This is a genomic window from Streptomyces sp. NPDC096013 (assembly GCF_044763565.1).
In the GTDB taxonomy this organism is placed as follows: Bacteria; Actinomycetota; Actinomycetes; order Streptomycetales; family Streptomycetaceae; genus Streptomyces.
On sequence record NZ_JBIWGK010000006.1, the window covers coordinates 266,110 to 289,078 of the forward strand.

Annotated in this window: 20 protein-coding genes; 8 read left to right on the forward strand and 12 right to left on the reverse strand. The window is 68.5% G+C overall.

The features are described from left to right. Positions 1-61 precede the first annotated feature (61 nt). The 4 genes from ACIRB1_RS22035 to ACIRB1_RS22050 all read right to left on the reverse strand — a co-directional run bounded on the left by ACIRB1_RS22035 (position 62) and on the right by ACIRB1_RS22050 (position 3,934). Entirely contained in the window at positions 62-634 is a 573-nt protein-coding gene (locus ACIRB1_RS22035; protein ID WP_352179840.1) for a hypothetical protein, read from the reverse strand. A 131-nt stretch (positions 635-765) separates the two neighbouring features. Further along, the gene (locus ACIRB1_RS22040; protein WP_403466659.1) at positions 766-2,043 is read right to left on the reverse strand and encodes an MFS transporter; all 1,278 of its coding nucleotides are present in this window, start codon (positions 2,041-2,043) and stop codon (positions 766-768) included. A gap of 77 nt (positions 2,044-2,120) precedes the next feature. Continuing rightward, positions 2,121-3,203: an inositol-3-phosphate synthase gene (locus tag ACIRB1_RS22045; RefSeq protein WP_403466660.1), complete on the reverse strand. Its 1,083-nt coding sequence runs from the start codon at positions 3,201-3,203 to the stop codon at positions 2,121-2,123. Between the two features lie 44 nt (positions 3,204-3,247). Beyond that, positions 3,248-3,934, reverse strand: coding sequence for a PadR family transcriptional regulator (locus ACIRB1_RS22050; protein WP_266770447.1), 687 nt, complete (start codon positions 3,932-3,934; stop codon positions 3,248-3,250). Between the two features lie 735 nt (positions 3,935-4,669). Here ACIRB1_RS22050 and ACIRB1_RS22055 point away from each other — a divergent pair. Together ACIRB1_RS22055 and ACIRB1_RS22060 are read left to right on the forward strand one after the other, a co-directional pair. Next, positions 4,670-6,913, forward strand: coding sequence for a transglycosylase domain-containing protein (locus ACIRB1_RS22055; RefSeq protein WP_352180095.1), 2,244 nt, complete (start codon positions 4,670-4,672; stop codon positions 6,911-6,913). 135 nt (positions 6,914-7,048) lie between these two features. Then, positions 7,049-8,548, forward strand: a complete 1,500-nt coding sequence (locus ACIRB1_RS22060) for a glycosyltransferase family 87 protein (RefSeq protein ID WP_403466661.1) — start codon at positions 7,049-7,051, stop codon at positions 8,546-8,548. Between the two features lie 125 nt (positions 8,549-8,673). Here ACIRB1_RS22060 and ACIRB1_RS22065 read toward each other — a convergent pair whose 3' ends face one another. The 3 genes from ACIRB1_RS22065 to ACIRB1_RS22075 form a co-directional block, all read right to left on the reverse strand. After that, positions 8,674-9,705, reverse strand: a complete 1,032-nt coding sequence (locus tag ACIRB1_RS22065) for an alanine racemase (protein ID WP_352179836.1) — start codon at positions 9,703-9,705, stop codon at positions 8,674-8,676. A gap of 83 nt (positions 9,706-9,788) precedes the next feature. Next, a complete protein-coding gene (gene femX, locus ACIRB1_RS22070) occupies positions 9,789-10,910 on the reverse strand; it encodes a peptidoglycan bridge formation glycyltransferase FemX (RefSeq protein ID WP_266770452.1) in 1,122 nt (373 codons plus the stop codon). A gap of 179 nt (positions 10,911-11,089) precedes the next feature. Then, the gene (locus ACIRB1_RS22075; protein ID WP_352179835.1) at positions 11,090-11,404 is read right to left on the reverse strand and encodes a hypothetical protein; all 315 of its coding nucleotides are present in this window, start codon (positions 11,402-11,404) and stop codon (positions 11,090-11,092) included. Positions 11,405-11,680: 276 nt separating this feature from the next. Between ACIRB1_RS22075 and rpsF the strand changes: the two genes are divergently transcribed. From rpsF to rplI, 4 genes are all read left to right on the forward strand, one after another. Further along, positions 11,681-11,971, forward strand: coding sequence for a 30S ribosomal protein S6 (gene rpsF / locus ACIRB1_RS22080; protein ID WP_006604399.1), 291 nt, complete (start codon positions 11,681-11,683; stop codon positions 11,969-11,971). Positions 11,972-12,049: 78 nt separating this feature from the next. Then, entirely contained in the window at positions 12,050-12,658 is a 609-nt protein-coding gene (locus ACIRB1_RS22085; protein WP_328933316.1) for a single-stranded DNA-binding protein, read from the forward strand. A gap of 57 nt (positions 12,659-12,715) precedes the next feature. Next, positions 12,716-12,952, forward strand: coding sequence for a 30S ribosomal protein S18 (rpsR, locus tag ACIRB1_RS22090; RefSeq protein WP_006381652.1), 237 nt, complete (start codon positions 12,716-12,718; stop codon positions 12,950-12,952). A gap of 18 nt (positions 12,953-12,970) precedes the next feature. Continuing rightward, positions 12,971-13,417, forward strand: coding sequence for a 50S ribosomal protein L9 (gene rplI / locus ACIRB1_RS22095; RefSeq protein WP_019055128.1), 447 nt, complete (start codon positions 12,971-12,973; stop codon positions 13,415-13,417). Between the two features lie 297 nt (positions 13,418-13,714). Here the strand turns inward: rplI and ACIRB1_RS22100 are convergent, their stop codons facing one another. Next, positions 13,715-15,052, reverse strand: coding sequence for an MATE family efflux transporter (locus ACIRB1_RS22100; protein ID WP_352179834.1), 1,338 nt, complete (start codon positions 15,050-15,052; stop codon positions 13,715-13,717). A 460-nt stretch (positions 15,053-15,512) separates the two neighbouring features. Between ACIRB1_RS22100 and dnaB the strand changes: the two genes are divergently transcribed. Beyond that, positions 15,513-16,991, forward strand: coding sequence for a replicative DNA helicase (gene dnaB, locus ACIRB1_RS22105; protein WP_352179833.1), 1,479 nt, complete (start codon positions 15,513-15,515; stop codon positions 16,989-16,991). Positions 16,992-17,029: 38 nt separating this feature from the next. Here dnaB and ACIRB1_RS22110 read toward each other — a convergent pair whose 3' ends face one another. From ACIRB1_RS22110 to ACIRB1_RS22125, 4 genes are all read right to left on the reverse strand, one after another. Then, complete coding sequence (locus tag ACIRB1_RS22110; protein ID WP_352179832.1) at positions 17,030-17,674, reverse strand: response regulator transcription factor; 645 nt, start codon at positions 17,672-17,674, stop codon at positions 17,030-17,032. Positions 17,675-17,678: 4 nt separating this feature from the next. Further along, the gene (locus ACIRB1_RS22115) at positions 17,679-19,079 is read right to left on the reverse strand and encodes a sensor histidine kinase (RefSeq protein WP_403466662.1); all 1,401 of its coding nucleotides are present in this window, start codon (positions 19,077-19,079) and stop codon (positions 17,679-17,681) included. 75 nt (positions 19,080-19,154) lie between these two features. After that, positions 19,155-20,402, reverse strand: a complete 1,248-nt coding sequence (locus ACIRB1_RS22120; protein WP_403466663.1) for a Clp protease N-terminal domain-containing protein — start codon at positions 20,400-20,402, stop codon at positions 19,155-19,157. Positions 20,403-20,614: 212 nt separating this feature from the next. After that, positions 20,615-21,178 (reverse strand): dihydrofolate reductase family protein, encoded by a 564-nt coding sequence (locus ACIRB1_RS22125; RefSeq protein ID WP_352179829.1) that lies wholly within the window; start codon positions 21,176-21,178, stop codon positions 20,615-20,617. 341 nt (positions 21,179-21,519) lie between these two features. Here ACIRB1_RS22125 and ACIRB1_RS22130 point away from each other — a divergent pair, with 341 nt between their 5' ends. Further along, a complete protein-coding gene (locus ACIRB1_RS22130; RefSeq protein WP_403466664.1) occupies positions 21,520-22,905 on the forward strand; it encodes a serine hydrolase domain-containing protein in 1,386 nt (461 codons plus the stop codon). The last annotated feature ends 64 nt before the right edge of the window (positions 22,906-22,969 follow it).

Below are 22,969 nucleotides of genomic sequence, written 5' to 3' on the forward strand. Positions count from 1 at the left end.
TGACCCCGGGCAGCATCAGGGGCGGTGTTTCACGTGAAACACCGCCCTCGTCGCGTCATCTCTACTTCGAGTAGTCCGTCAGGCAGAGCAGGAAGTCACTGCCGTCGCCGCTCTCGGTGTACGAGTACTTGAAGTCCTTCGCGGCCGCCGTGCACTTGGCATTGGCCTCGGTCTCGGAGTACTTGCCGTTGATCTTGGCCAGCACCGTGTACTGGGCCTTCGCGTCGCTGCACTTCACGACCTCAAGGTCCGGGTTGGTGTCGCTGGAACTGCCGCGGTGCATGCAGTCGCCGACCTTTGCCGTGTTGGCGTCGTCCTGGCTCGATATGTAGCTGAAGACGGCCACGCCGATCCCGATCACGATGATGACGGCGAGCCGAATCATCTTGAAGCTGAATCGGCGTCTCGGCTGCGGCGGGATCGGAGCGTACGGGCCTGCTCCCTGCGGTGGGAAGCCGGGCTGGCCGGGCTGCTGCGGGTAGCCACCCTGGGGCGGGTACGGGGCCTGCGCCTGCGGCGGGTACGGAGCGGCAGTCTGAGCGTGCGGCGGGTACGGCGCCGGCGTCTGCGGCTGGCCGTAGGGCTGCTGGCCCTGGGCGTATGGGTTCGGGCTCTGAGGCGGCGGAGTCGTCACTTGGGTTCCCCCCTGGAACGTGGATGCAGGCACGGCATGACCCATGGTCTGGCGTGCGGCATGAGGTGAAATAAGACGCCCGTAAGTTACCTGCCGCCACTGACACCGCTGAGATCCCATTGGACTCCGTGTCAGTGATGTGACACTTCTCGGCGCTCAAACTGGGCCATAGTCACAGCAACCGCGCCGTAGACGACGGCCACGGTGATCACCAGCACCGCTGAGCGGCCGTCAGGGGGAAGCATCAGCGCGGCCATCGCGGCGGCGCCGACGAAGGCGATGTTGAACAGCACGTCGTAGACGGAGAAGATCCGGCCGCGGAAGGCGTCGTCGACGGAGAACTGCACGATCGTGTCCGTGGCGATCTTCGCGCCCTGTGTGGTCAGACCCAGGACGAAGGCCGCCGCCAGCATGGGGGCGGTGGTGAACGGGAGGCCGAGGGCCGGTTCCAGGAGCGCGGCGCCCGCGGCGCACACGGCGATCCAGCGGCCGGGGCCGAGCCGCCCCGCGGCCCAGGGCGTCACCACGGCCGCCACGAAGAAGCCGGCGCCGGACACCCCCAACGCCAGCCCCAGCAGGCGCAGTCCGTCGTCCGGGGTCGAGGAGAGGGCGTAGCGGCAGAGCATCAGCAGCAGGACGGTGAGGGCGCCGTAGCAGAAGCGCATCAGCGTCATCGCGGCCAGAGCCCAGAGCGCCTCTCTGCGTTGCGGCGCGGCGAGGTGTCGTACCGCCGCTGTCAGGTCCCGGGCGGTGCCGGCGAGTGCTGTGGCGAGGCGGGGGTGGGTCAGGGCGCGGTCGGGGCCGAGGAGTTCGGGGGCCATGCGCAGGGACGTGAGGGCCGCGCACAGGTACAGGGCTGCTCCCAGCAGGACGACCGCGGCGGCGGTGTCCGCGACCACCAGCCGTACGAGGAAGGCGAGGCCGCCGCCGAGCGTCGCGGCCAGCGTTCCGGCCGTGGGGGAAAGGGAGTTGGCGACGACCAGGCGTTCGTCGTCGACCACGCGGGGGAGGGCGGCGGAGAGGCCGGCGAGGACGAAGCGGTTGACGGCGGTGACGCACAGCGCGGAGACGTAGAAGAGCCAGTCCGGGACGTGGCTCAGCATCAGGACGGCGGTGGCCGCGGCCAGCAGGGCGCGCAGCAGGTTGCCGTAGAGGAAGACCTGGCGGCGGCGCCAGCGGTCCAGGAGGACGCCGGCGAAGGGGCCGATGAGGGAGTATGGGAGGAGCAGGACCGCCATCGCGGAGGCGATCGCGCCGGCCGAGGTCTGCTTTTCCGGGGAGAAGACGACGTAGGCGGCGAGTGCGACCTGGTAGACGCCGTCCGCGCCCTGGGAGAGCAGGCGTACGGCGAGCAGGCGCCGGAAACCCTGGAGGCGCAGGAGGATGCGCAGGTCACGGACGACGGCCATGGGCACAGCCTCACATACGAGGAGGGTCCCCGGGCAACAAGCCCGGGGACCCTCGACGAACGGACCGGTGGCGCGTCTTAGCGCTCGACCTCGCCCTTGATGAACTTCTCGACGTTCGCGTACGCCTCGTCGTCGAAGTACTGGACCGGCGGGGACTTCATGAAGTAGCTCGACGCGGAGAGGATCGGGCCGCCGATGCCGCGGTCCTTGGCGATCTTCGCGGCGCGCAGGGCGTCGATGATGACACCCGCGGAGTTCGGGGAGTCCCAGACCTCGAGCTTGTACTCGAGGTTCAGCGGGACGTCACCGAAGGCGCGGCCCTCGAGGCGGACGTAGGCCCACTTGCGGTCGTCGAGCCACTGGACGTAGTCCGACGGGCCGATGTGGACGTTCTTCTCGCCCAGGTCGCGGTCCGGGATCTGCGAGGTTACGGCCTGCGTCTTCGAGATCTTCTTGGACTCGAGGCGGTCGCGCTCCAGCATGTTCTTGAAGTCCATGTTGCCGCCGACGTTGAGCTGCATGGTGCGCTCAAGACGGACACCGCGGTCCTCGAACAGCTTCGCCATCACACGGTGCGTGATGGTTGCGCCGACCTGCGACTTGATGTCGTCGCCGACGATCGGGACACCGGCCTCGGTGAACTTGTCCGCCCACTCCTTGGTGCCGGCGATGAAGACCGGGAGGGCGTTGACGAAGGCGACCTTGGCGTCGATGGCGCACTGGGCGTAGAACTTCGCCGCGTCCTCGGAGCCGACGGGCAGGTAGCAGATCAGGACGTCGACCTGCTTGTCCTTGAGGACCTGGACGACGTCGACCGGGGTCTCGTCGGACTCCTCGATCGTCATGCGGTAGTACTTGCCCAGGCCGTCGAGGGTGTGACCGCGCTGGACCGTGACGCCCTTGTTCGGGACGTCGCAGATCTTGATGGTGTTGTTCTCACTGGCACCGATGGCGTCCGAGAGGTCGAGGCCGACCTTCTTCGCGTCGACGTCGAACGCGGCGACGAACTCGACGTCACCGACGTGGTAGTCGCCGAACTGGACGTGCATCAGGCCGGGCACCTTGGTCGCCGGATCGGCGTCCTTGTAGTACTCGACGCCCTGAACCAGTGACGCGGCGCAGTTGCCCACGCCGACGATGGCTACGCGAACCGAACCCATTCCGGTTGCTCCCTGTGTGTGCGAGGTGAGGCCCTGACTGGACCTCATGTGGTGGTTTCGTCGGACGGATCCGGCCCGGGGGTGGCGCCCCCGAGCCGGGGCAGGCCGCCCGACTCCCCAGATGTGCTGTCCTGCTGAGCGGAGCCTCCGGAGGCGGGACCCTTCAGGTCCCGTCCGGCTCGCTCGCTCTCGATGAGCTCGTTCAGCCAGCGCACTTCGCGCTCCACGGACTCCATTCCGTGGCGCTGCAGCTCAAGCGTGTAGTCGTCGAGGCGCTCCCGGGTCCGCGCCAGAGAGGCACGCATCTTCTCCAGACGCTCCTCCAGCCGGCTGCGGCGACCCTCCAGTACCCGCATCCGTACGTCGCGTGACGTCTGCCCGAAGAAGGCGAAACGAGCGGCGAAATGTTCGTCCTCGTACGCGTCGGGCCCCGTCTGCGAGAGAAGCTCCTCGAAGTGCTCCTTACCGTCCGCCGTCAGCCTGTAGACGATCTTGGCGCGACGTCCGGCGAGGGTGGCGGTGAGGGCGTCCTCGGGAGTGCTCCCCGTCTCCTCGATCAACCAGCCGTTGGCGACCAGCGTCTTGAGGCAGGGGTAGAGCGTCCCGTAGCTGAACGCACGGAACACTCCCAGTGACGTGTTGAGTCGTTTGCGCAGCTCATAGCCGTGCATCGGGGATTCGCGGAGCAGGCCGAGGATGGCGAACTCGAGGATGCCGGAGCGTCGGCTCAACGTCGCCTCCTTCCTGTCCGTGGTCCTGTCGTGACGGCCTTTATGCCGAGCTGATGTATCGACTCGATACATCCAGACGATAGAACGGCCTTCCGGATGCGACAAGTGGGGAGATGGTGAGCGGCGTCACATCACCGATTCGTTGGAATCAAGTTGCCTGATTTGGGGTGAACTTCGGGGCTAAGCAGGTTTTGACGGTGCGTAGTCTGTGCGGCATGCACACCACCGGGAACCAAGTGACGCGTGGGGGCGTCGTCGTCCCCGGTGCAGTACGGGTGAATGCAGGACCGACCACATCCGTACTTCGGGGGGACCGGAAACCAGCCGCCGTTTCCAGGCGCGCACGGATGCGCCTGCCCGAGGAGTAATCGTTCGATGAGCGAGCACCGTCGCAAACCGCCGCAGCCGCAGGGAGGCGGACGTGCCGCGGCCCGACGCGGCCAGTCCGGACCGACCTCCGGCCGCCGCGCGGCACCGCGAGGCGCCACCACCGGGTCTCCCTCCGACTCCTATGGGTCGAACCCCGCAGAGCCGGGGGGTGAGGAGCGCCAGTACGGCAGCCGCGCCGAAGCACGTCGTGCTGCCCAGAGAGGCGGCGGCCGTCGCAGAGAGCCCGCCGGTCAAGGTCCCGGCGGCCCGAACGGGCCCGGCCGGGGCAGAGGGCGCGCGCCCGCGCCCGGCAAGAAGCGGTTCATCGACTATCCGCGCTTCGACAAGTACGGATGGCGCCGCTGGATGCCCTCCTGGAAGCTTGTCTCCGGCCTGTGCCTGTTCTTCTTCGGCAGCATCGTGGCCGCGGTCGGCGTCGGCTACGCGATGGTCGGCATCCCCAGCGAGAACACCGCGGCCAAGTCGCAGAACAACGTCTACTACTGGTCCGACGGAACCCAGATGGTCGCCACGGGCACCGGCGCGAACCGTCAGAACGTCACCATCGACCAGATCCCCAAGGCCATGCAGTGGTCGGTGATCTCGGCCGAGAACAAGAGCTTCTACACGGACTCGGGTGTCGACCCCATGGGCATCGCCCGGGCCCTGGCCAACATGGCGCGGGGCGGGCAGACGCAGGGTGGTTCGACGATCACCCAGCAGTTCGTCAAGAACACCTACCTGAGCCAGGAACAGACGGTCACCCGTAAGTTCAAGGAGATGTTCATCTCCATAAAGGTGGGCACGCAGCTCAGCAAGCAGCAGGTCCTCCAGGGCTACCTGAACACCTCGTACTACGGCCGCGGCGCCTACGGCATCCAGGCCGCCGCGCAGACCTACTACGGCGTGGACGCGGTCAAGCTGACGCCGAGCCAGTGCGCCTTCCTGGCAGCGCTGCTGAAGGGTCCGACGTACTACGACCCGATCGGCGCCACGAACATCGACCCCGCGGCGGACGCCAAGTCCAACACCGCGCGCTCCAAGGCGCGTTGGAGCTGGATCCTCGAGCAGATGCACAACGACAAGCGCATCACGGACGCCGAGTACCAGACGGCCATCAAGAAGTACCCCATGCCCCAGGGGCTCAAGGCGACCAAGGGCATGACCGGCCAGATCAGCTATCTGGTGGACACCGCCAAGAAGTACGTCCTGAACCACTCGAACATCTCGCAGACCGAGTTCGACCAGGGCGGCTACCAGATCTACACGACCTTCCAGAAGGACAAGGTCAACGAGCTGACCGCCGCCGTGAAGAAGGTCCAGAAGGAGCGCCTCGACCCGAAGAAGCGCGACTTGGACAAGTACGTCCAGTTCGGCGCGGCGTCGGTGGTGCCCAAGGACGGAGCGATCGTCGCCCTCTACGGAGGCGACGGTTACGAGAACGGCCACTTCACCAACAACGCCGACACCTCGGGTGTCCCGGTGGGTTCGACCTGGAAGCCGTTCGTGCTCGCCGCCGCCATGCAGTACGGCACGTACAAGACCGACGGCGTCGGGATCTCGCCGCTGAGCAAGTACAACGGCGACGACCATCTCAAGGTCAGGAACCAGGACGGCTCGTACGTCCTGAACAAGGACAACTCGATCTTCTACCAGAACAACGAGAGCAACTACCCCTGGGGATACATCTCCCTGCGCAAGGCGATGGAGCAGTCCATCAACACGCCGTTCGTGCAACTGGGCATGGATGTGGGGAACTCCAAGGTGCGGGACGTGGCCAAGGCCTCCGGGATACTGGACGACAGTTTCGCCACGCTGAACCCGTCCTTCGCCATCGGTACCTCGACGCCCAGCGCGATCCGCATGGCCGACGCGTACGCGACGTTCGCCGCCTCGGGCAAGCAGGCGGACCCGTACTCGGTGACCGCCGTCAAGCACGACGGGCAGGCGGTGGCCGGCTTCACCAAGCCGGCCGTGAAGCAGGCGATGCCCGAGAACGTGGCGAACAACGTCACGAACACCCTGGAGAACGTCATCCAGAACGGTACGGCGAAGAGCGCGAAGGCTCTGGGCCGTGATGCGGCCGGCAAGACGGGTACCACCGACAGCAACAAGTCGGCCTGGTTCGTCGGCTACACCCAGCAGCTCTCGACGTCGATCGCGATGTTCAGGGAGAACCCCAAGGACGCCGAACTGCTCTCCATGAACGGCACGGCGGGCGTGGCGTCCATCCACGGTGGTGACATCCCGACGGCGGTGTGGACCGCGTACATGGAGGCCGCGCTGAAGGGCAAGTCGGACCCCGGCTTCCCGGACGCGACCAAGATCGACAAGGTGTCGAACGAGGACGGTGCACCGACTCCCACGCCGACGCCGGTGATAACGCCGAGCGAGACGCCCAGCGAGACACCGAGCGAGACGCCCAGCGAGACGCCGAGTTCGACACCTTCGGCCACCGAGTCCTGCCGGTTCAGCTGGCAGTGCAACAACAACGGTGGCACCGACGGAGGGGTGACATCGACGCCGACGGACACGGCTACCGCCACGGCGACAAGCGGCACTGACAGAGGCAATCAGAACGGGGGCCTCTTCGGAGGCTCGACCGGTTAACCGCATATCGCTCGTGAAGGGTGTTTCACGTGAAACACCCTTCACGGGGTGTTTCACGTGAAACATGGGCCGTCGCACCTACGAGGTGCGGCGGCCCTCGGCGTACTCCTAGGTGTGTACGGCAGGATGTCCCCCATGCCCAGTGCAGAACTGACGCCCACGAGCGTGCACGAGCCGGATCCGGTACGGCCGACCAGGGACGACGAGGTCGCCGCCGCCGGTAGTGAACTGATCGGTGGCCCCATCGGCCGGCGCGCTCTTCTCGGGACGTCCTGGTGGACTCCTGTACGGGTCGTCGCACTGGTGGCGATCGGCATGTTCGCCCTCGGCCTCGTCCAGAAGGCGCCCTGCTACACCAGTGGTTGGTTCTTCGGCGCCAGCTCGCAGTACACGCACGCGTGCTACTCGGACATCCCGCACCTCTACCAGGGGCGCGGTTTCGCCGACGGGCTCGTGCCGTACTTCGACAAGCTGCCCGGCGATATGCAGTACCTCGAATACCCGGTGCTGACCGGTGTGTTCATGGAAGTGGCCGCCTGGCTCACACCGGGCAGCGGCACCATCCAGCACCAGGAACAGTGGTACTGGATGGTCAACGCCGGGATGCTGATGGTGTGCGCGGCCGTCATCGTCGTCTGCGTCAGCCGTACGCACGCCCGCCGCCCCTGGGACGGCCTGCTGGTCGCCCTGGCGCCCGCCTTCGCGCTGACCGCCACCATCAACTGGGACCTCCTGGCGGTCGCTCTGACGGCCGCGGCGATGCTGATGTGGTCCAGGGGCCGTGCGCTCGCGTTCGGCGTCCTGTTGGGCCTTGCAACGGCCGCCAAGCTGTATCCCGTCTTCCTGCTCGGCCCCTTGTTCCTGCTGTGCTGGCGCGCGGGCAAGTGGCGGGACTTCGGGAAGGCGTTCGGCGGCGCCGCCGTGGCCTGGCTGGTGGTGAACCTGCCGGTGATGCTCTTCGCCTTCGACGGCTGGTCGAAGTTCTACACGTTCAGCCAGGAACGAGGCGTGGACTTCGGATCGTTCTGGCTGATCCTGGCCCAGAACTCGTCCGACCCGCTCAGCACCGACACCGTCAACACCTTCGCCACCCTGCTGGTGCTGCTGTGCTGCGCGGGCATCGCGGTCCTCACACTGACCGCCCCGCGCCGGCCGCGCTTCGCCCAACTGGCCTTCCTGATCGTCGCGGCGTTCATCCTGACCAACAAGGTCTACTCGCCGCAGTACGTGCTGTGGCTGGTCCCCCTGGCGGTGCTGGCCCGGCCGAAGTGGCGGGACTTCCTGATCTGGCAGGCGTGCGAGGTGGCGTACTTCCTGGGGATCTGGATGTACCTCGCGTACACGACCAGCGGAGACGCCCACAAGGGACTGCCGACCGACGGCTACCACTGGGCCATCGGCCTGCACCTGCTCGGCACTCTCTACCTGTGCGCCGTGATCGTGCGCGACATCCTCTTGCCGGAGCGGGACGTGGTGCGCCTGGCGGGCGACGACGACCCGTCGGGCGGGGTGCTCGACAGGGCGGAGGACGTGTTCGTGTTCGGCGCGGCGGCCCACCGGGGACGGCACGCGGCCCCCTTCGACGGACCGCAGGTGGACTGGGGCAGCGAGGACCCGGCCGAGCGTTCGCTCTGAGCGAACAGGCGCCCGGCGGATACCAACGGGACGCCGACGGACCGCTGACAGGCCGCAGAGAGACAAAGCGAAAGGCCGTACACGGGAAGGTTCCGTGTACGGCCTTTCGGCTGTTCCAGTGAGGCTCAGCGGTCCACGATGCGGTCGAACTGCGTGGTGGTGTGCCGCAGATGGGCCACCAGTTCCTCGCCGACCTTCGGCTCCGCGGCCTCCACTGGCACGAACAGGATCGAGACCTGCATGTGCGGCGGCTCGGCGAACCAGCGCTGCTTGCCGTCCCAGACGAACGGGGAGAGGTTCCGGTTCACCGTGGCGAGACCGGCGCGGGCGACGCCCTTGGCGCGCGGCATGACGCCGTGCAGGGCCTTGGGGGCCTCCAGGCCCACCCCGTGCGACGTACCGCCCGCCACGACCACCAGATAGCCGTCCGAGGCCGCCTTCTGCTGCCGGTAGCCGAAGCGGTCGCCCTTGGAGACGCGGGTGACGTCCAGGACCGCCCCGCGGTACTCGGTGGCCTCGTGGTCCCCCAGCCACAGCCGGGTGCCGATCCGGGCCCGGAAGCGGGTCTGCGGGAACTGCTGCTGGAGCCGGGCGAGTTCCTCGGCCTTGAGGTGGCTGACGAACATCGTGTGCAGCGGCAGCCGCGCGGCGCGCAGCCGGTCCATCCAGCCGATGACCTCCTCGACGGCGTCCGAGCCGTCGGTGCGGTCCAGCGGGAGGTGGATGGCGAAGCCCTCCAGGCGCACGTTCTCTATGGCCGAGTGCAGCTGCGGGAGTTCCTGCTCGCTGACACCATGGCGCTTCATCGAGGACATCACCTCGATGACCACACGGGCGCCCACGAGGCCGTACACGCCGTCGATGGACGACACCGAGCGGATGACCCGGTCCGGCAGCGGAACGGGCTCCTCGCCGCGGCGGTACGGCGTCAGCACCAGCAGGTCACCGCCGAACCAGTCCTTGATCCGGGCGGCCTCGTACGTCGTGCCGACGGCGAGGACGTCCGCGCCCAGCCGCGTCGCCTCCTCCGCCAGCCGCTCGTGCCCGAAGCCGTAGCCGTTGCCCTTGCAGACCGGGACGAGCCCGGGGAACTGCTGGGCTACGCGCATGTGATGCGCCCGCCAGCGCGCGGTGTCGACGGAGAGCGTGAGCGCCATGGCCGGACCTGGAACCTTTCGGGTGGCTGGGGTGTACCAGAAGTATGAGAGCTGTCGACGTTATCGAAGCGGGGACCGTGAGGTCAGCGACGCGACATGTAGATGTCGAGCGCCTTGTGGAGCAGCTTGTTGAGCGGGAAGTCCCACTCGCCGAGGTACTCGGCGGCCTGCCCGCCGGTGCCCACCTTGAACTGGATCAGGCCGAAGAGGTGGTCTGTCTCGTCCAGCGAGTCGGAGATGCCGCGCAGGTCGTAGACGGTGGCGCCGAGCGCGTAGGCGTCGCGCAGCATCCGCCACTGCATCGCGTTCGAGGGCCGGACCTCACGCCCGATGTTGTCGGAGGCGCCGTAGGAGTACCAGACGTGTCCGCCGACCACCAGCATCGTCGCCGCCGACAGGTTCACCCCGTTGTGCCGGGCGAAGTACAGCCGCATCCGGTTGGGGTCCTCGGTGTTGAGGGCCGTCCACATGCGCTGGAAGTACGACAGCGGGCGGGGCCGGAAGTGGTCGCGCACGGCCGTGATCTCGTACAGCCGCTGCCATTCCTCAAGGTCGTGGTAGCCGCCCTGGACGACTTCGACACCGGCCTTCTCGGCCTTCTTGATGTTGCGGCGCCACAGCTGGTTGAAGTTCTTGTGGACCTCTTCGAGCGAGCGGTTGGCCAGCGGCACCTGGTAGACGTAGCGCGGCTGGACGTCGCCGAAGCCGGCGCCGCCGTCCTCACCCTGCTGCCAGCCCATGCGGCGCAGCTTGTCGGCCACCTCGAAGGCGCGCGGTTCGATGAAGTCGGCCTCGATGTCGCGCAGTCGCTTCACGTCCGGGTTCTGGATGCCGGCCTTGATGGAAGTGGCCTCCCAGCGCCGGATGATGACCGGCGGGCCCATCTTCACCGAGAAGGCGCCCTGGTGCTTGAGGTGGGCCAGCATCGGCTGGAGCCAGTCGTCGAGGTTCGGCGCGAACCAGTTGATGACCGGGCCCTCGGGCAGATACGCCAAGTAGCGCTTGATCTTGGGGAGTTGCCGGTACAGGACCAGGCCCGCACCGACCAGCTGGCCGGTCTTCTCGTCGATCCAGCCGAGGCTCTCGGAGCGCCACTCCGCCTTCACGTCAGCCCATGCGGGGACCTGCATGTGGCTCGCCGAGGGCAGGCTCTGGATGAATGCCAGATGCTGCTCACGGCTGATGGTCCTCAGGGTCAGACTCATTCGGGGCGCTCCTCGGGCTGGGGTGTCCCCATGGGTACAGGGGCTCCGGCTCTCGCGCCGAAGCCTACTGCGCCTCGCGAGCGCCCCGACTGGGCGTATGCAACCTTCGCCTCGGCCTGTGGGCCGCCGGGGCGATCCGTGGTGTTTTACGCGGTGTTGGGGCTACGGCGTCCGGGCCGTCAGCTGATGACACCGCCGAACAGTCCGCCATGGGCCATGCCGAGGAAGAATCCGACACCCGCGGCACCGAGACCCAGGATCAGACCGAAGCGCTCCCTCGTCGTCTCGGAGATCCACTGGCCGTAGGCGCCGACGAGGATGCCCACCAGCCCGGTCCAGGAGCTGAGCAGATGCAGGCTGTGGAAGAACCCCGTGATGAACGCGGTCAGGCCGAGCACCAGGGTCACCGCGAGCAGCGTGTCCTGGAGCGGATGGGGCTTGCCGTCAGTGGCGAAGAGAGAGCCGGCGGTGTTGGGTCGCAATGCCTGTGCCATGTGGCACCTCCTGCGGAAGGCGGCGCGTCGTCGCGCCGGACACACCCGATGTGTACAGATTGACGCTCTCCGCCACCGGATTTCAACCGGAAGCGGGTGGGCGGGTACTCTGTACCCTCTGCACTGGTGTCTGCCCATGTCACGACTCGGAATCCCCGCGAGGGGCGCCCGATGTCAGTGGCGGCTGTTTTACTGGCACACACTGTTGCTTACGCATCACAACCCTCCTGCCACGGATCGACCGTGGCCGCTGAGTCCAAAGGAGGTGGGTTCCACATGCGTCACTACGAGGTGATGGTCATCCTCGACCCCGATCTGGAGGAGCGCGCTGTCTCCCCCCTGATCGAGAACTTCCTCTCCGTCGTCCGTGAGGGCAACGGAAAGGTCGAGAAGGTCGACACCTGGGGCCGTCGTCGTCTCTCGTACGAGATCAAGAAGAAGCCCGAGGGCATCTACTCGGTCATCGACCTGCAGGCCGAGCCTGCGGTCGTCAAGGAGCTCGACCGCCAGATGAACCTGAACGAGTCGGTCCTCCGGACCAAGGTCCTCCGCCCCGAGACCCACTGAGCATTCCTGCTCAGCTGATCTCGGGATCCGAGTAGCAGCACCAAGCAGCCAGCAGCAAACCCGCCGAGAGGTTCCCCCATGGCAGGCGAGACCGTCATCACGGTCGTCGGCAATCTTGTCGACGACCCCGAGCTGCGCTTCACCCCGTCCGGTGCGGCGGTCGCGAAGTTCCGTGTCGCGTCCACTCCCCGCACCTTCGACCGCCAGACGAACGAGTGGAAGGACGGCGAAAGCCTCTTCCTCACCTGCTCGGTCTGGCGTCAGGCGGCGGAGAACGTCGCGGAATCGCTTCAGCGAGGCATGCGCGTCATCGTGCAGGGCCGACTGAAGCAGCGGTCCTACGAGGACCGTGAGGGCGTCAAGCGCACGGTCTACGAACTGGACGTCGAGGAAGTCGGCGCCAGCCTGCGCAGTGCCACGGCCAAGGTCACCAAGACCGCCGGTGGCGCTCGCGGTGGCCAGGGTGGTGGCTTCGGCGGCGGCGGTGGTGGCGGCCAGGGTGGCGGCGGCTGGGGTGGAAACTCCGGCGGCGGTCAGCCGGCCGGCGGCGCTCCTGCCGACGACCCGTGGGCCACCGGCGCTCCCGCCGGCGGCAACCAGGGCGGCGGCGGTGGCGGCGGCTGGGGTGGAAACTCCGGCGGCGGTGCCGGCGGTGGCGGCGGCTACTCGGACGAGCCCCCCTTCTAGGCCCTTGGGCCGAGGGTGGGCCGTACCCACACTTCTTGATCACACAGGAGATACACCATGGCGAAGCCGCCTGTGCGCAAGCCGAAGAAGAAGGTCTGCGCATTCTGCAAGGACAAGGTCCAGTACGTGGACTACAAGGACACGAACATGCTGCGGAAGTTCATTTCCGACCGTGGCAAGATCCGTGCCCGCCGCGTGACCGGCAACTGCACGCAGCATCAGCGTGACGTCGCCACGGCTGTGAAGAACAGCCGTGAGATGGCGCTGCTGCCCTACACCTCCACCGCGCGATAAGGGAAGGGTGACCGACTAATGAAGATCATCCTGACCCACGAGGTCTCCGGCCTCGGTGCCGCGGGCGACGTCGTCGACGTCAAGGACGGTTACGCTCGCAACTACCTGATCCCGCGGAAGTTCGCTATCCGCTGGACCAAGGGTGGCGAGAAGGACGTCGAGCAGATCCGTCGTGCTCGGAAGATCCACGAGATCCAGACCATCGAGCAGGCCAACTCCGTGAAGGCCCAGCTCGAGGGTGTCAAGGTTCGTCTGGCCGTTCGCTCCGGCGACGCCGGTCGTCTCTTCGGTTCCGTCACCCCGGCCGACATCGCTTCGGCGATCAAGGCTTCCGGTGGCCCCGAGGTCGACAAGCGTCGTATCGAGCTGACGTCCCCGATCAAGACCCTGGGCGCCCACGAGACGTCAGTGCGTCTGCACCCCGAGGTTGCCGCCAAGGTCAACATCGAGGTCATCGCAGCCTGATCGCTGCGCTCGGCATAGCTGAGAGAGGGGCCGCACCCGTTGGGGTGCGGCCCCTCTGCTGTGTCCGGAGGGTGAGGAATGGCCGGTGTTGGCGCGTTCGGGATGGTGAGACACCGGCCGCGTTGCATCGTCCGGAACGCTGAGACGCGGGTCGTAGGTTGCGGTCAGGGCGGCGAGACGCGATCCAGGTGATGCGGGCGCGGAAGCCGCGCAGGCCCGGACTGTGCCTTCGGGCGGCGCCGAGGTGCTCATGTTTCACGTGAAACATGGCAGTGCGCGGTGTTTCACGTGAAACGGTCAGCGGGTCGCGCCCGTGACGACCCAGCGGCCTGAGCGGGCGCGCAGTAGGAGCGTCAGCATGCGCACCGCCATCATCAGCGTCATCGCTCCCCAGACCGCGGTCAGTCCGCCGCCGAAGGTCGGTACGAGCAGGGCCGCCGGGACGAAGACCGCGAGAGTTACCAACATCGCGCCGGCGAGATACGGTCCGTCTCCCGCACCCATCAGCACCCCGTCCAGGACGTAGACGACACCGCAGATCGGCTGGGAGAGCGCCACCATGATCAGGGCGGGCAGGGCGGTCTCCTTGACGGTGGGGTCGCTGGTGAACAGGGGGAGGAAGAGTGGGCGGGAGAGGATCACCAGGAGACCGAGCAGCACTCCGACGGCGATGCCCCACTGCACCATGCGACGGCAGGCGGCCCGGGCGCCCTGGGGGTCGTCCGCACCGAGGTAGCGGCCGATGATGGCCTGGCCCGCGATAGCGATGGCGTCGAGTGCGAAGGCCAGCAGAGACCACAGGGACAGGATGATCTGGTGCGCGGCGATGTCGGCGTCGCCGAGGCGGGCCGCGACGGCGGTGGCGATCAGGAGGATCGCTCTCAGGGAGAGCGTGCGCACGAGAAGCGGTGCGCCGGCCTGAGCCGAGGCTCTGATCCCTGCGGCGTCCGGAGCGAGGGAGGCGCCGTGTCGGCGGGCGCCGCGGACGACCACGACGAGGTACACGGCGGCCATGCCCCACTGGGCGATGACAGTGCCCCAGGCGGAACCGGCGATACCGAGGTCGGCGCCGTAGACCAGGCCGACGTTGAGGACGCCGTTGGCGACGAAGCCAGAGATGGCGACGTAGAGCGGTGTCTTGGTGTTCTGGAGGCCGCGGAGGACGCCGGTGGCGGCGAGGACGATCAGCATGGCCGGGATGCCGAGGGACGAGATGCGGAGATAGGTCGTCGCGTAGGGAGCCGCCGTGTCCGAGGCGCCGAAGAGGTTGATGAGGGAGGGCGCCGAAGGGAGGACGACGGCTATGACGGTGGCGCCGATCAGCAGGGCGAGCCAGATGCCGTCCATGCCCTGGCGGATGGCGGCCTGGAGGTCACCCGCTCCGACGCGTCGGGCGACGGCCGCGGTGGTGGCGTAGGCGAGGAAGACGAAGATGCTCACGGCGGTCGTCAGGAGGGCGGATGCCACGCCGAGTCCGGCGAGTTGGGCGGTGCCGAGATGGCCGACGATCGCGCTGTCGGCCATGACGAAGAGGGGCTCGGCGACGAGTGCGCCGAAGGCCGGGACGGCCAGCGTGACGATCTCTCGGTCGTGCTGGCGTCGGGTGGCCCTGGTGGCCGCGGGAGCCTGTGTCATGAGCACTAATCTAATCGTCCACAGGTAAGAGATGCAATTGCTCGGTGACCCTTACCTCTGATCTCACCTCGTGTCGTCTCGCGCACTGTTCGAAGCGATCTTGGCCCGATGTGGAAAGTTTTTCTTCTGCACAGCCGGTGGACGGGAAATGGGCAGGTCAGATGGGTTGCGGTCGAAGTGGCGCGGTCTTGTTCACAGGGCTGTCCACCGGGTCGTGCACAGGTTTTGGCGGGTTCTCCACAGCATCGGGGCCGTCGTCCACATGGCCTGTGGATAACCAGATTGGCTGACGGTGCCCGCGGGCCTACGGTGGACCGGCGCCCGCTCCGTCCGTCGGCCTGAGAACCATCACAAAACCGACGCGCCCGTACCGGAGTTGGGCGCTTCATTTGTCAGTGCCGTGCCGTAGAAATGAGGGGCACGGCGAGGTCCGCTCGGCGGACGGGAGGAGGTGGCTCGATTGAGTATTTCCGAGCCCTTGGACGACCCGTGGGCCGAGAGCGGTCCAAGTGATCGTCTGCCCGCTTCCCGACGCCGAGGTGACGGAGGCCGCGGCCGGGACGAACAGCACGACCGCGGTCGGGAAGGCGGCGCGTGGGAGGGCGCGGGATCGGCCTTCGAGCGGGTGCCTCCGCAGGACCTCGATGCCGAGCAGTCCGTCCTCGGCGGCATGCTCCTGTCCAAGGACGCCATCGCGGACGTCGTCGAGGTCCTCAAGGGCCACGACTTCTACAAGCCCGCGCACGAGACGATCTACCAGGCCATCCTCGATGTCTACGCCAAGGGCGAGCCGGCCGACCCGATCACCATCGCCGCCGAGCTCACCAAGCGCGGTGAGATCAACAAGGTCGGCGGCGCATCGTATCTGCACACGCTCGTCCAGACCGTGCCCACGGCGGCGAACGCGGAGTACTACGCGGAGATCGTCCACGAGCGAGCCGTCCTGCGGCGCCTGGTCGAGGCCGGCACCCGCATCACCCAGATGGGATACGCGGCCGACGACGACGTCGACGAGATCGTCAACCGGGCGCAGGCGGAGATCTACGCGGTCACCGAGCAGCGGACCAGCGAGGACTACCTCCCGCTCGGCGACATCATGGAGGGCGCGCTCGACGAGATCGAGGCGATCGGCTCGCGCAGCGGCGAGATGACGGGTGTGCCCACCGGGTTCACCGACCTCGACTCGCTCACCAACGGGCTGCACCCGGGCCAGATGATCGTCATCGCGGCCCGTCCCGCCATGGGTAAGTCCACACTCGCGCTGGACTTCGCTCGCGCCGCGTCGATCAAGAACAACCTGCCGAGCGTCATCTTCTCCCTCGAAATGGGGCGCAACGAGATCGCGATGCGTCTGCTGTCCGCCGAGGCCCGGGTCGCCCTGCACCACATGCGCTCCGGGACGATGACCGACGAGGACTGGACGCGGCTGGCGCGCCGGATGCCCGAGGTGTCGTCCGCACCGCTCTACATCGACGACTCCCCGAACCTGTCGATGATGGAGATCCGCGCGAAGTGCCGTCGGCTCAAGCAGCGCAGCGACATCAAGCTGGTGATCATCGACTATCTGCAACTGATGCAGGCCGGTGGCTCCAAGCGGCAGGAGAGCCGTCAGCAGGAGGTCTCGGACATGTCCCGAAATCTCAAGCTGCTGGCCAAGGAGCTGGAGGTCCCGGTGATCGCGCTCTCGCAGCTGAACCGTGGTCCCGAGCAGCGCACGGACAAGAAGCCGATGGTGTCCGACCTGCGTGAGTCCGGATCCATCGAGCAGGACGCCGACATGGTCATCCTGCTGCACCGCGAGGACGCGTACGAGAAGGAGTCGCCGCGCGCGGGCGAGGCGGACATCATCGTGGGCAAGCACCGTAACGGCCCGACGGCGACGATCACCGTCGCCTTCCAGGGGCACTACTCGCGTTTCGTGGACATGGCGCAGACGTGATCTGAGGCTGTGGCCCGGCGGGCAGGGTGTGCCGGACGTCAGTCGAGCAGGCCCGCCTCCTGCGCCAGCACCGCCGCCTGGACCCGGTTGGTGCAATCGGTGCGGGTGAGGATGCTGCTGATGTGCGCCTTGACCGTGCCGGTGCTGAGGTGGAGTTGTGCCGCGATCTCGGCGTTGGAGAGGCCGGTGCCCAGCAGTCGGAGGATGTTCCGTTCAGCCGGTGTCAGGTCCGCCATCCGACGTGCCGCGACATCGCTGCCGTGGCCCGACCGGGTCCGGAAGTCCACGAGTTGGCGGGTGACCTGCGGGGCGAGGACGGGTTCCCCGGCCGCGGCGCGGCGTACGGCGTCGATGAGTTCCCGGGGGCTGGTGTCCTTGAGGAGGTAGCCGTGGGCTCCGGCGCGCAGGGCTTTGGTGACCGTCGCTTCCTCGCCGAAAGCCGTCAGCATCACCGCTCGGGTGCGGGGCGAGTGCCGGGCGATCTCGGCTACGGCGGTGATGCCGTCCCCGGGCATGCGGATGTCGAGGAGGGCCACGTCGACGGAGTGGGCACGGCAGGCTTCGACGGCCTCGTGAGCGTTCCCCGCCTCGGCGACGATGCGGACCTCGTCGGCGTTCTCCAGGATCAGGCGTATCCCGGTGCGCATCAGCGCCTCGTCGTCGGCGATGAGGACTCGGATCATCGGTTCAGTGTAGAAGCGCCATGATCAGGAGGGCGATGGTGCCGCCGACGGTCGGCAGCATCACCAGCAGAGCCGCGCAGCCGCCGCCCAGGAGGCGGGGCCACGTGAGGACCTCCGTGGACAACGGGGGCCGGGAGCCCGCACCGGCGGACACGGGCCCGACGGACACCGGCCCGGGCGAAGTGGCGTGCACGGGGGGCACGTCAGGCCGGACGGGTATGCGGGCGGAGAGGACGAAGCCGCCCTCCGGGCACGGTCCGGCGTGGAGGGTGCCTCCGAGCAGGCTGATCCTTTCCTGGAGGCCGACGAGTCCACTGCGGTTCCCGGCCCCGGGCGAACAGCGCACCGGCGGGGCGTCGTTGACGACGGCGACCACCACCGTGTCCCCTTCGTCCTGAAACGTCACTCGGACCGGTGCGCCTGGCGCGTGCTTCAGCGCGTTGGTGAGTCCTTCGCGGGTCACACGGTGGACGGCCTGCCGGGTGCGGGGGTCCGCGTCCGTCGGCTCGGACGCGGTCCAGTGGAGTTCGGCGTCGGCCCCCGCGTTGCGGGAATCCGCGACCAGAGCCGAGAGATCCTCGTGGGTCCCCCGCTCGCCGCTGTTCTCGCCGGTCTGGTGACGAAGGACGCCGAGGATGCCGCGCAGCTCGTCCATGGCCGTACCGGCGGTGGTGCGCAGAAGTTCGGCCTGGGAGGCCAGCGGGAGTGCCTGTCGTTCGGCGGCGAGCTGAAGGGCTCCGGCGTGCACCGAGATGAGGCTGATGCGGTGACCGATCAGATCGTGCATCTCGGCGGCGATACGCGCTCGTTCCTCCATACGGGCCGCCTCGTCGATGAGGAAGCGGGTCTGTTCGAGGTAGGCGTTGCGTTCGCGCAGCAACCCCGTCAGCGGGCGGCGACGCCCCATCATCAGGCCGGACAGCGCGGGCAGCAGGATGAACAGCGCGGCCCCGCCGGCGCCGGCGACCAGGTATGGCAGCGTCGGGAGTCCGCTGAGGGATTGGTCGGCGATCGACAGGAGCGCGGCGCCGGCACTGCCCGCCCCGATCACTCCCCAGGCGCGCCGTACGGGGGCGATGCGCCGCACGGCGGACCACACGACGCACGGCACCACCACCATCGCCCACACGTTGTCCCCGGCGATCACCGGCACGCAGCCCAGCACCGTGAGGGCCGGGTACATCCGCCGCGCGGGCACGAGCAGCGCCGCCCACACCCCCAGGAGGGCCACCGCCACCGGATGGGCCGGCGGAATCAGCGGGACCGGCGCCAGCGAGCACAGCAGGACCAGGCCGGCGAGTACGGACTCGGTCACGACCGTCCGCCGGGGCGCGGCGCGCACCGCCTCCCGGATCGCGGCGGCCTCGCGGCGCGCCCGTCCACACGGTCGCACTGCCGGACTCATGTCTTCTCCCTGTGGACGCCGTTCTACGGCTGCTCTCGTCGTGCGCGTCGGCGGACCACCGCGACTGCGGAGGCGTCAGGACGCCTGTGCCGCTCCGCCCGGGACCCGGAGCTCCGGCTCCGCCCGCAGCTCGGAGACATCCGCCCCGCTCGCGGTGAGCACCCGCTCGATCTCCGCAGCGGACTCCGCGTCGCTCCCCTTGTCCAGCAGCGCGGCCAGCAGGTGGGTCGTACCGACCGTGGGCGAGCCATGAGCGGAGGCGGTGAACTGGGCGACGTGCAGGAGCCGCTGTTCGAAGTCGGCGTGGCCACGAACCACCCGGGGCTCCTCCTCGGCGACCCCGGTGGAGGGAAGCAGGACCCGGGCGACAGCATCCTGCCGTACGCCGTGCCGGCGCAGGAGTGCCGCCCCCTGGTTCGCTCCCGCCAGCTCCCGCGGCAGCCGACGCCCCGCGACGGTCAAGGACCGGTCCAGCGCGAGGATGCCCAGCAGCACGTCGACGGGTTCCAGTTCCGAGGCCCCGCGCCGCACCGCCCCGCGCGGTGCCTCCGCGCGCACCGCACCCACGACGGCGGAACCGAAACCGGCGCCACCCCCGAATATCCAGGCGGTGAGCTTCCGGGTCAGCGGATTCCCGCTCTTCCCGAACGTCCCCGCCGTCCGCAGGACCAGCACCGAGCCGGGCTCCGGTGCCTCGTCGCTTCCCCGCAGCGCGTCGAGCGCCGTCGAGGCGGCCGAGACGTCCACCTTCGCCAGCGCCATGGCCTCGCGGGCCCGCGTACCGGGCAACGCGACCAGCGCGTGCGCCAGATGCCGGACGCGCACGGACACCGTGCCCTCCTTCCGCGCGGCCTCCAGCGCCGTGCGCAGACAGGTCCGCAACGCGCCGGTCATCGCCGGGAGTTCAAGACTCCCCTGCCCCTGCCCCTGCCCCTGACTCTGCCCTCGGCCGTCCTTGTGCTTGCGATGCGTCCGCCGAAGCCTCTTGGCCTCCCCCAGCCGGACTTCCCGCCAGAAGGCGTCGATCTCCCGCTCGTCATCCGGGCTTCCCGCCGTGCCGCCCCCCGCGTCCTGATTGACCCACACGGATGTCCCCCGACACCCGATCGAACCGGCGAGCGCCCCGGAGGCCCTCATCCCGGGTGCGATCGCGGAACCAGCGGCCGAGTCACCCGACACAAGCGCGTACAGCACGCTCTCCGTACCGACGTCCCCGCGCTCCTGCTTGTCCACCGCGCGCATCGCCTCCAGCACGAGCGCGACGACATCCCGCTCGAACTCGACGGTCACGCCGGCACCGCGGTCGGACGTTCGCTGATCCATCGGGCTGTCTTCCTCTCCGTGGTCTCACCTGCGGAGAAGGACGCTAGCCCGCGCTTTCGGGCCCCGCGTCGGCCAACCGTCCAGGCTTCCCGTCCGATCGGCCAGGATTCGCACGCCGTCCGGACAGCGCACTCTGATCGCGGGGTTACCGGCATGCAGGGCCCCGAAGTTCACGTCCTTCCGGAAGACGGGGTCACAGCTCGTTCCGACCGTCAGCGCCTCGTCTCGTACCGGGTCAGGGTCGTGCCGCCGGGAAACGTCCGCGTCTCTACGAGGTTCAGGTTCACCCAGTTGTCCAGCGCGGCGAAGAACGGTGTGCCGCCGCCCACCAGGACCGGCGCGGTCGCCAGCACGTACTCGTCGATCAGCCCGGCCCGCATGGCCGCTCCGGCGAGGGTCGCGCCGCCGATGTCCATCGGGCCGCCGTCCTCGGCCTTGAGCCGGGTGATCTCGGCGACCGCTTCGCCGCTTACCAGGCGGGTATTCCAGTCGACCTTGTCGACCGTCGAGGAGAACACCACCTTCGACATGTCCCGCCAGCGGTGCGCGAACTCGATCTCCGCCGGGGTGGCGCCCGGCAGCTGGTCGGCGGTCGGCCAGTGGGAGCTCATCGTCTGCCACAGCTTGCGCCCGTACAGCGTCAGCTCGGTCGCCGCCAACTGGTCGGACCAGAACTGGAACAGCTCGTCGCTCGGCACACTCCAGCCGATGTCGTCGCCGGGCGCGGCGATGTAGCCGTCCAGGCTCAGGTTCATGCCGTAGATCAGTTTCCGCATGCCGCCAGCCTTCCGTGAATCGGTCTCACGCGTACAGACCGGCGCGACCCGCGAAACTCATCGATGCGGGACCCGAGCTCGCAGCGGGCGCCGCGCAGGTCTCGCCGGTCGGAACCGGCCCCGCGACCCGAGCGGACCGATCCCTGCTCTACGGCCGCGCCGAGGCGGCCCGGCTCGCGGAGGCCAACGGCCGGCTGTGACCTGCGCTCTTTCACTGGCGGGTGCCGGGCGACGACGAGCGCGTCATCGACCGGGTTCGAGGCCCGGGTGAAACGCACCCGCGGGCGGGACCCGGAGAAATGTGCTCGACGTACGGCCGTGCCGCCGGATGGACTGGGGGCATGACGACATCTCAGGACGACTTGCTTCCCGGTACCCGCCGGGCGCTGCTGCATCGGATCGCCGTGGCCCAGGCCGAGGGGCGGGCGCCGTCGTTGGTCGCGGCGGTGGTGCGTGGCGGGCGGGCGGTGTGGCACGGCGCACGGACCTCGGTGGACGGGCACGGGCCGGACGAGAACGTGCAGTACCGGATCGGCTCGATCACCAAGACCTTCACCGCCGTCCTGGTACTGCGGCTGCGGGACGAGGGAGTCCTCGACCTCGGTGACCCCCTGGAGAAGTATCTGCCCGGCACCGGCGCGGGGGAGGCGACCATCGCGGAACTCCTCGCGCACACGGGCGGGTTGGCTGCCGAATCACCCGCGCCCTGGTGGGAGCGGACACCGGGTTCCCTGCGGCCGGAGCTCCGCGACGTGCTGGGCGAACAGCCCCTGCTGCATCCGGTCGGCCGCCGGTTCCACTACTCGAACCCCGGCTATTCGGTGTTGGGCGCGCTCGTCGAGGAGTTGCGAGGCGCCTCCTGGGCGGACGTGCTCCGGCGGGAAGTGCTCGAACCGCTGGGTCTCGACCGCACGAGTGCCCAGCCCCAGTCGCCGCACGCGGGTGGCTGGGCGGTTCACCCCTGGGCCGACGCGCTGCTGCCGGAGCCCGCCGAGGACCTGGGCCGTATGGCCTCGGCCGGGCAACTCTGGTCCACCACCGGTGATTTGACGCGGTTCGCGGTCTTCCTGGCCAACGGGGACGACCGGGTCCTGAGCGCGGAGTCGGTACGGGAGATGCGGACCCCGGCGGCCCCAGCGGAGGCCGCCGATGTCGTGGACGGTTCGGCGTACGGGCTTGGCCTGCAAGTCCAGCGCCGTCATGGTCGGCTGCTCGTCGGTCATTCCGGATCGCTCCCCGGCTTCCTGGCGAACCTCACCATCAGCCTGGAGGACGACGTCGCGGCGGTGGTCCTGGCCAACTGCACCTCCGGACCGTTGCTGTCAGCGGTGGGCGCCGATCTCGTCCGGATCGTCGCGGAGGCCGAGCCGAGGATTCCCGAGCCGTGGCGCCCGATGCCTGAAGTCGACGCCGAGGCCCTGGAGTTGGCGGGCCAGTGGTACTGGGGCACACACGGCTTCGCCCTACGGCTGACCGCCGACGGCGGTGCCTCGCTGGAGCCGCTGGCCGGCAGCGGCCGTCGTTCGCGTTTCCGGGCCAATGGCGATGGCACCTGGACCGGGCTGGAGGGGTACTACGCCGGAGAGCTCCTACGACCCGTACGGCGCCCGGACGGGTCGCTGACCCACCTGGACCTCGGATCGTTCGTCTTCACGCGTCAGCCGTACGACGAGGGCGGTTCTGTGCCGGGCGGGGTGGACCCGGAGGGGTGGCGGGGGCTCCGCTAGCCGGTGCTGTCGGGGAGGCGCCATGTTTCACGTGAAACGTCGGGAAGGCTCCACGTTTCACGTG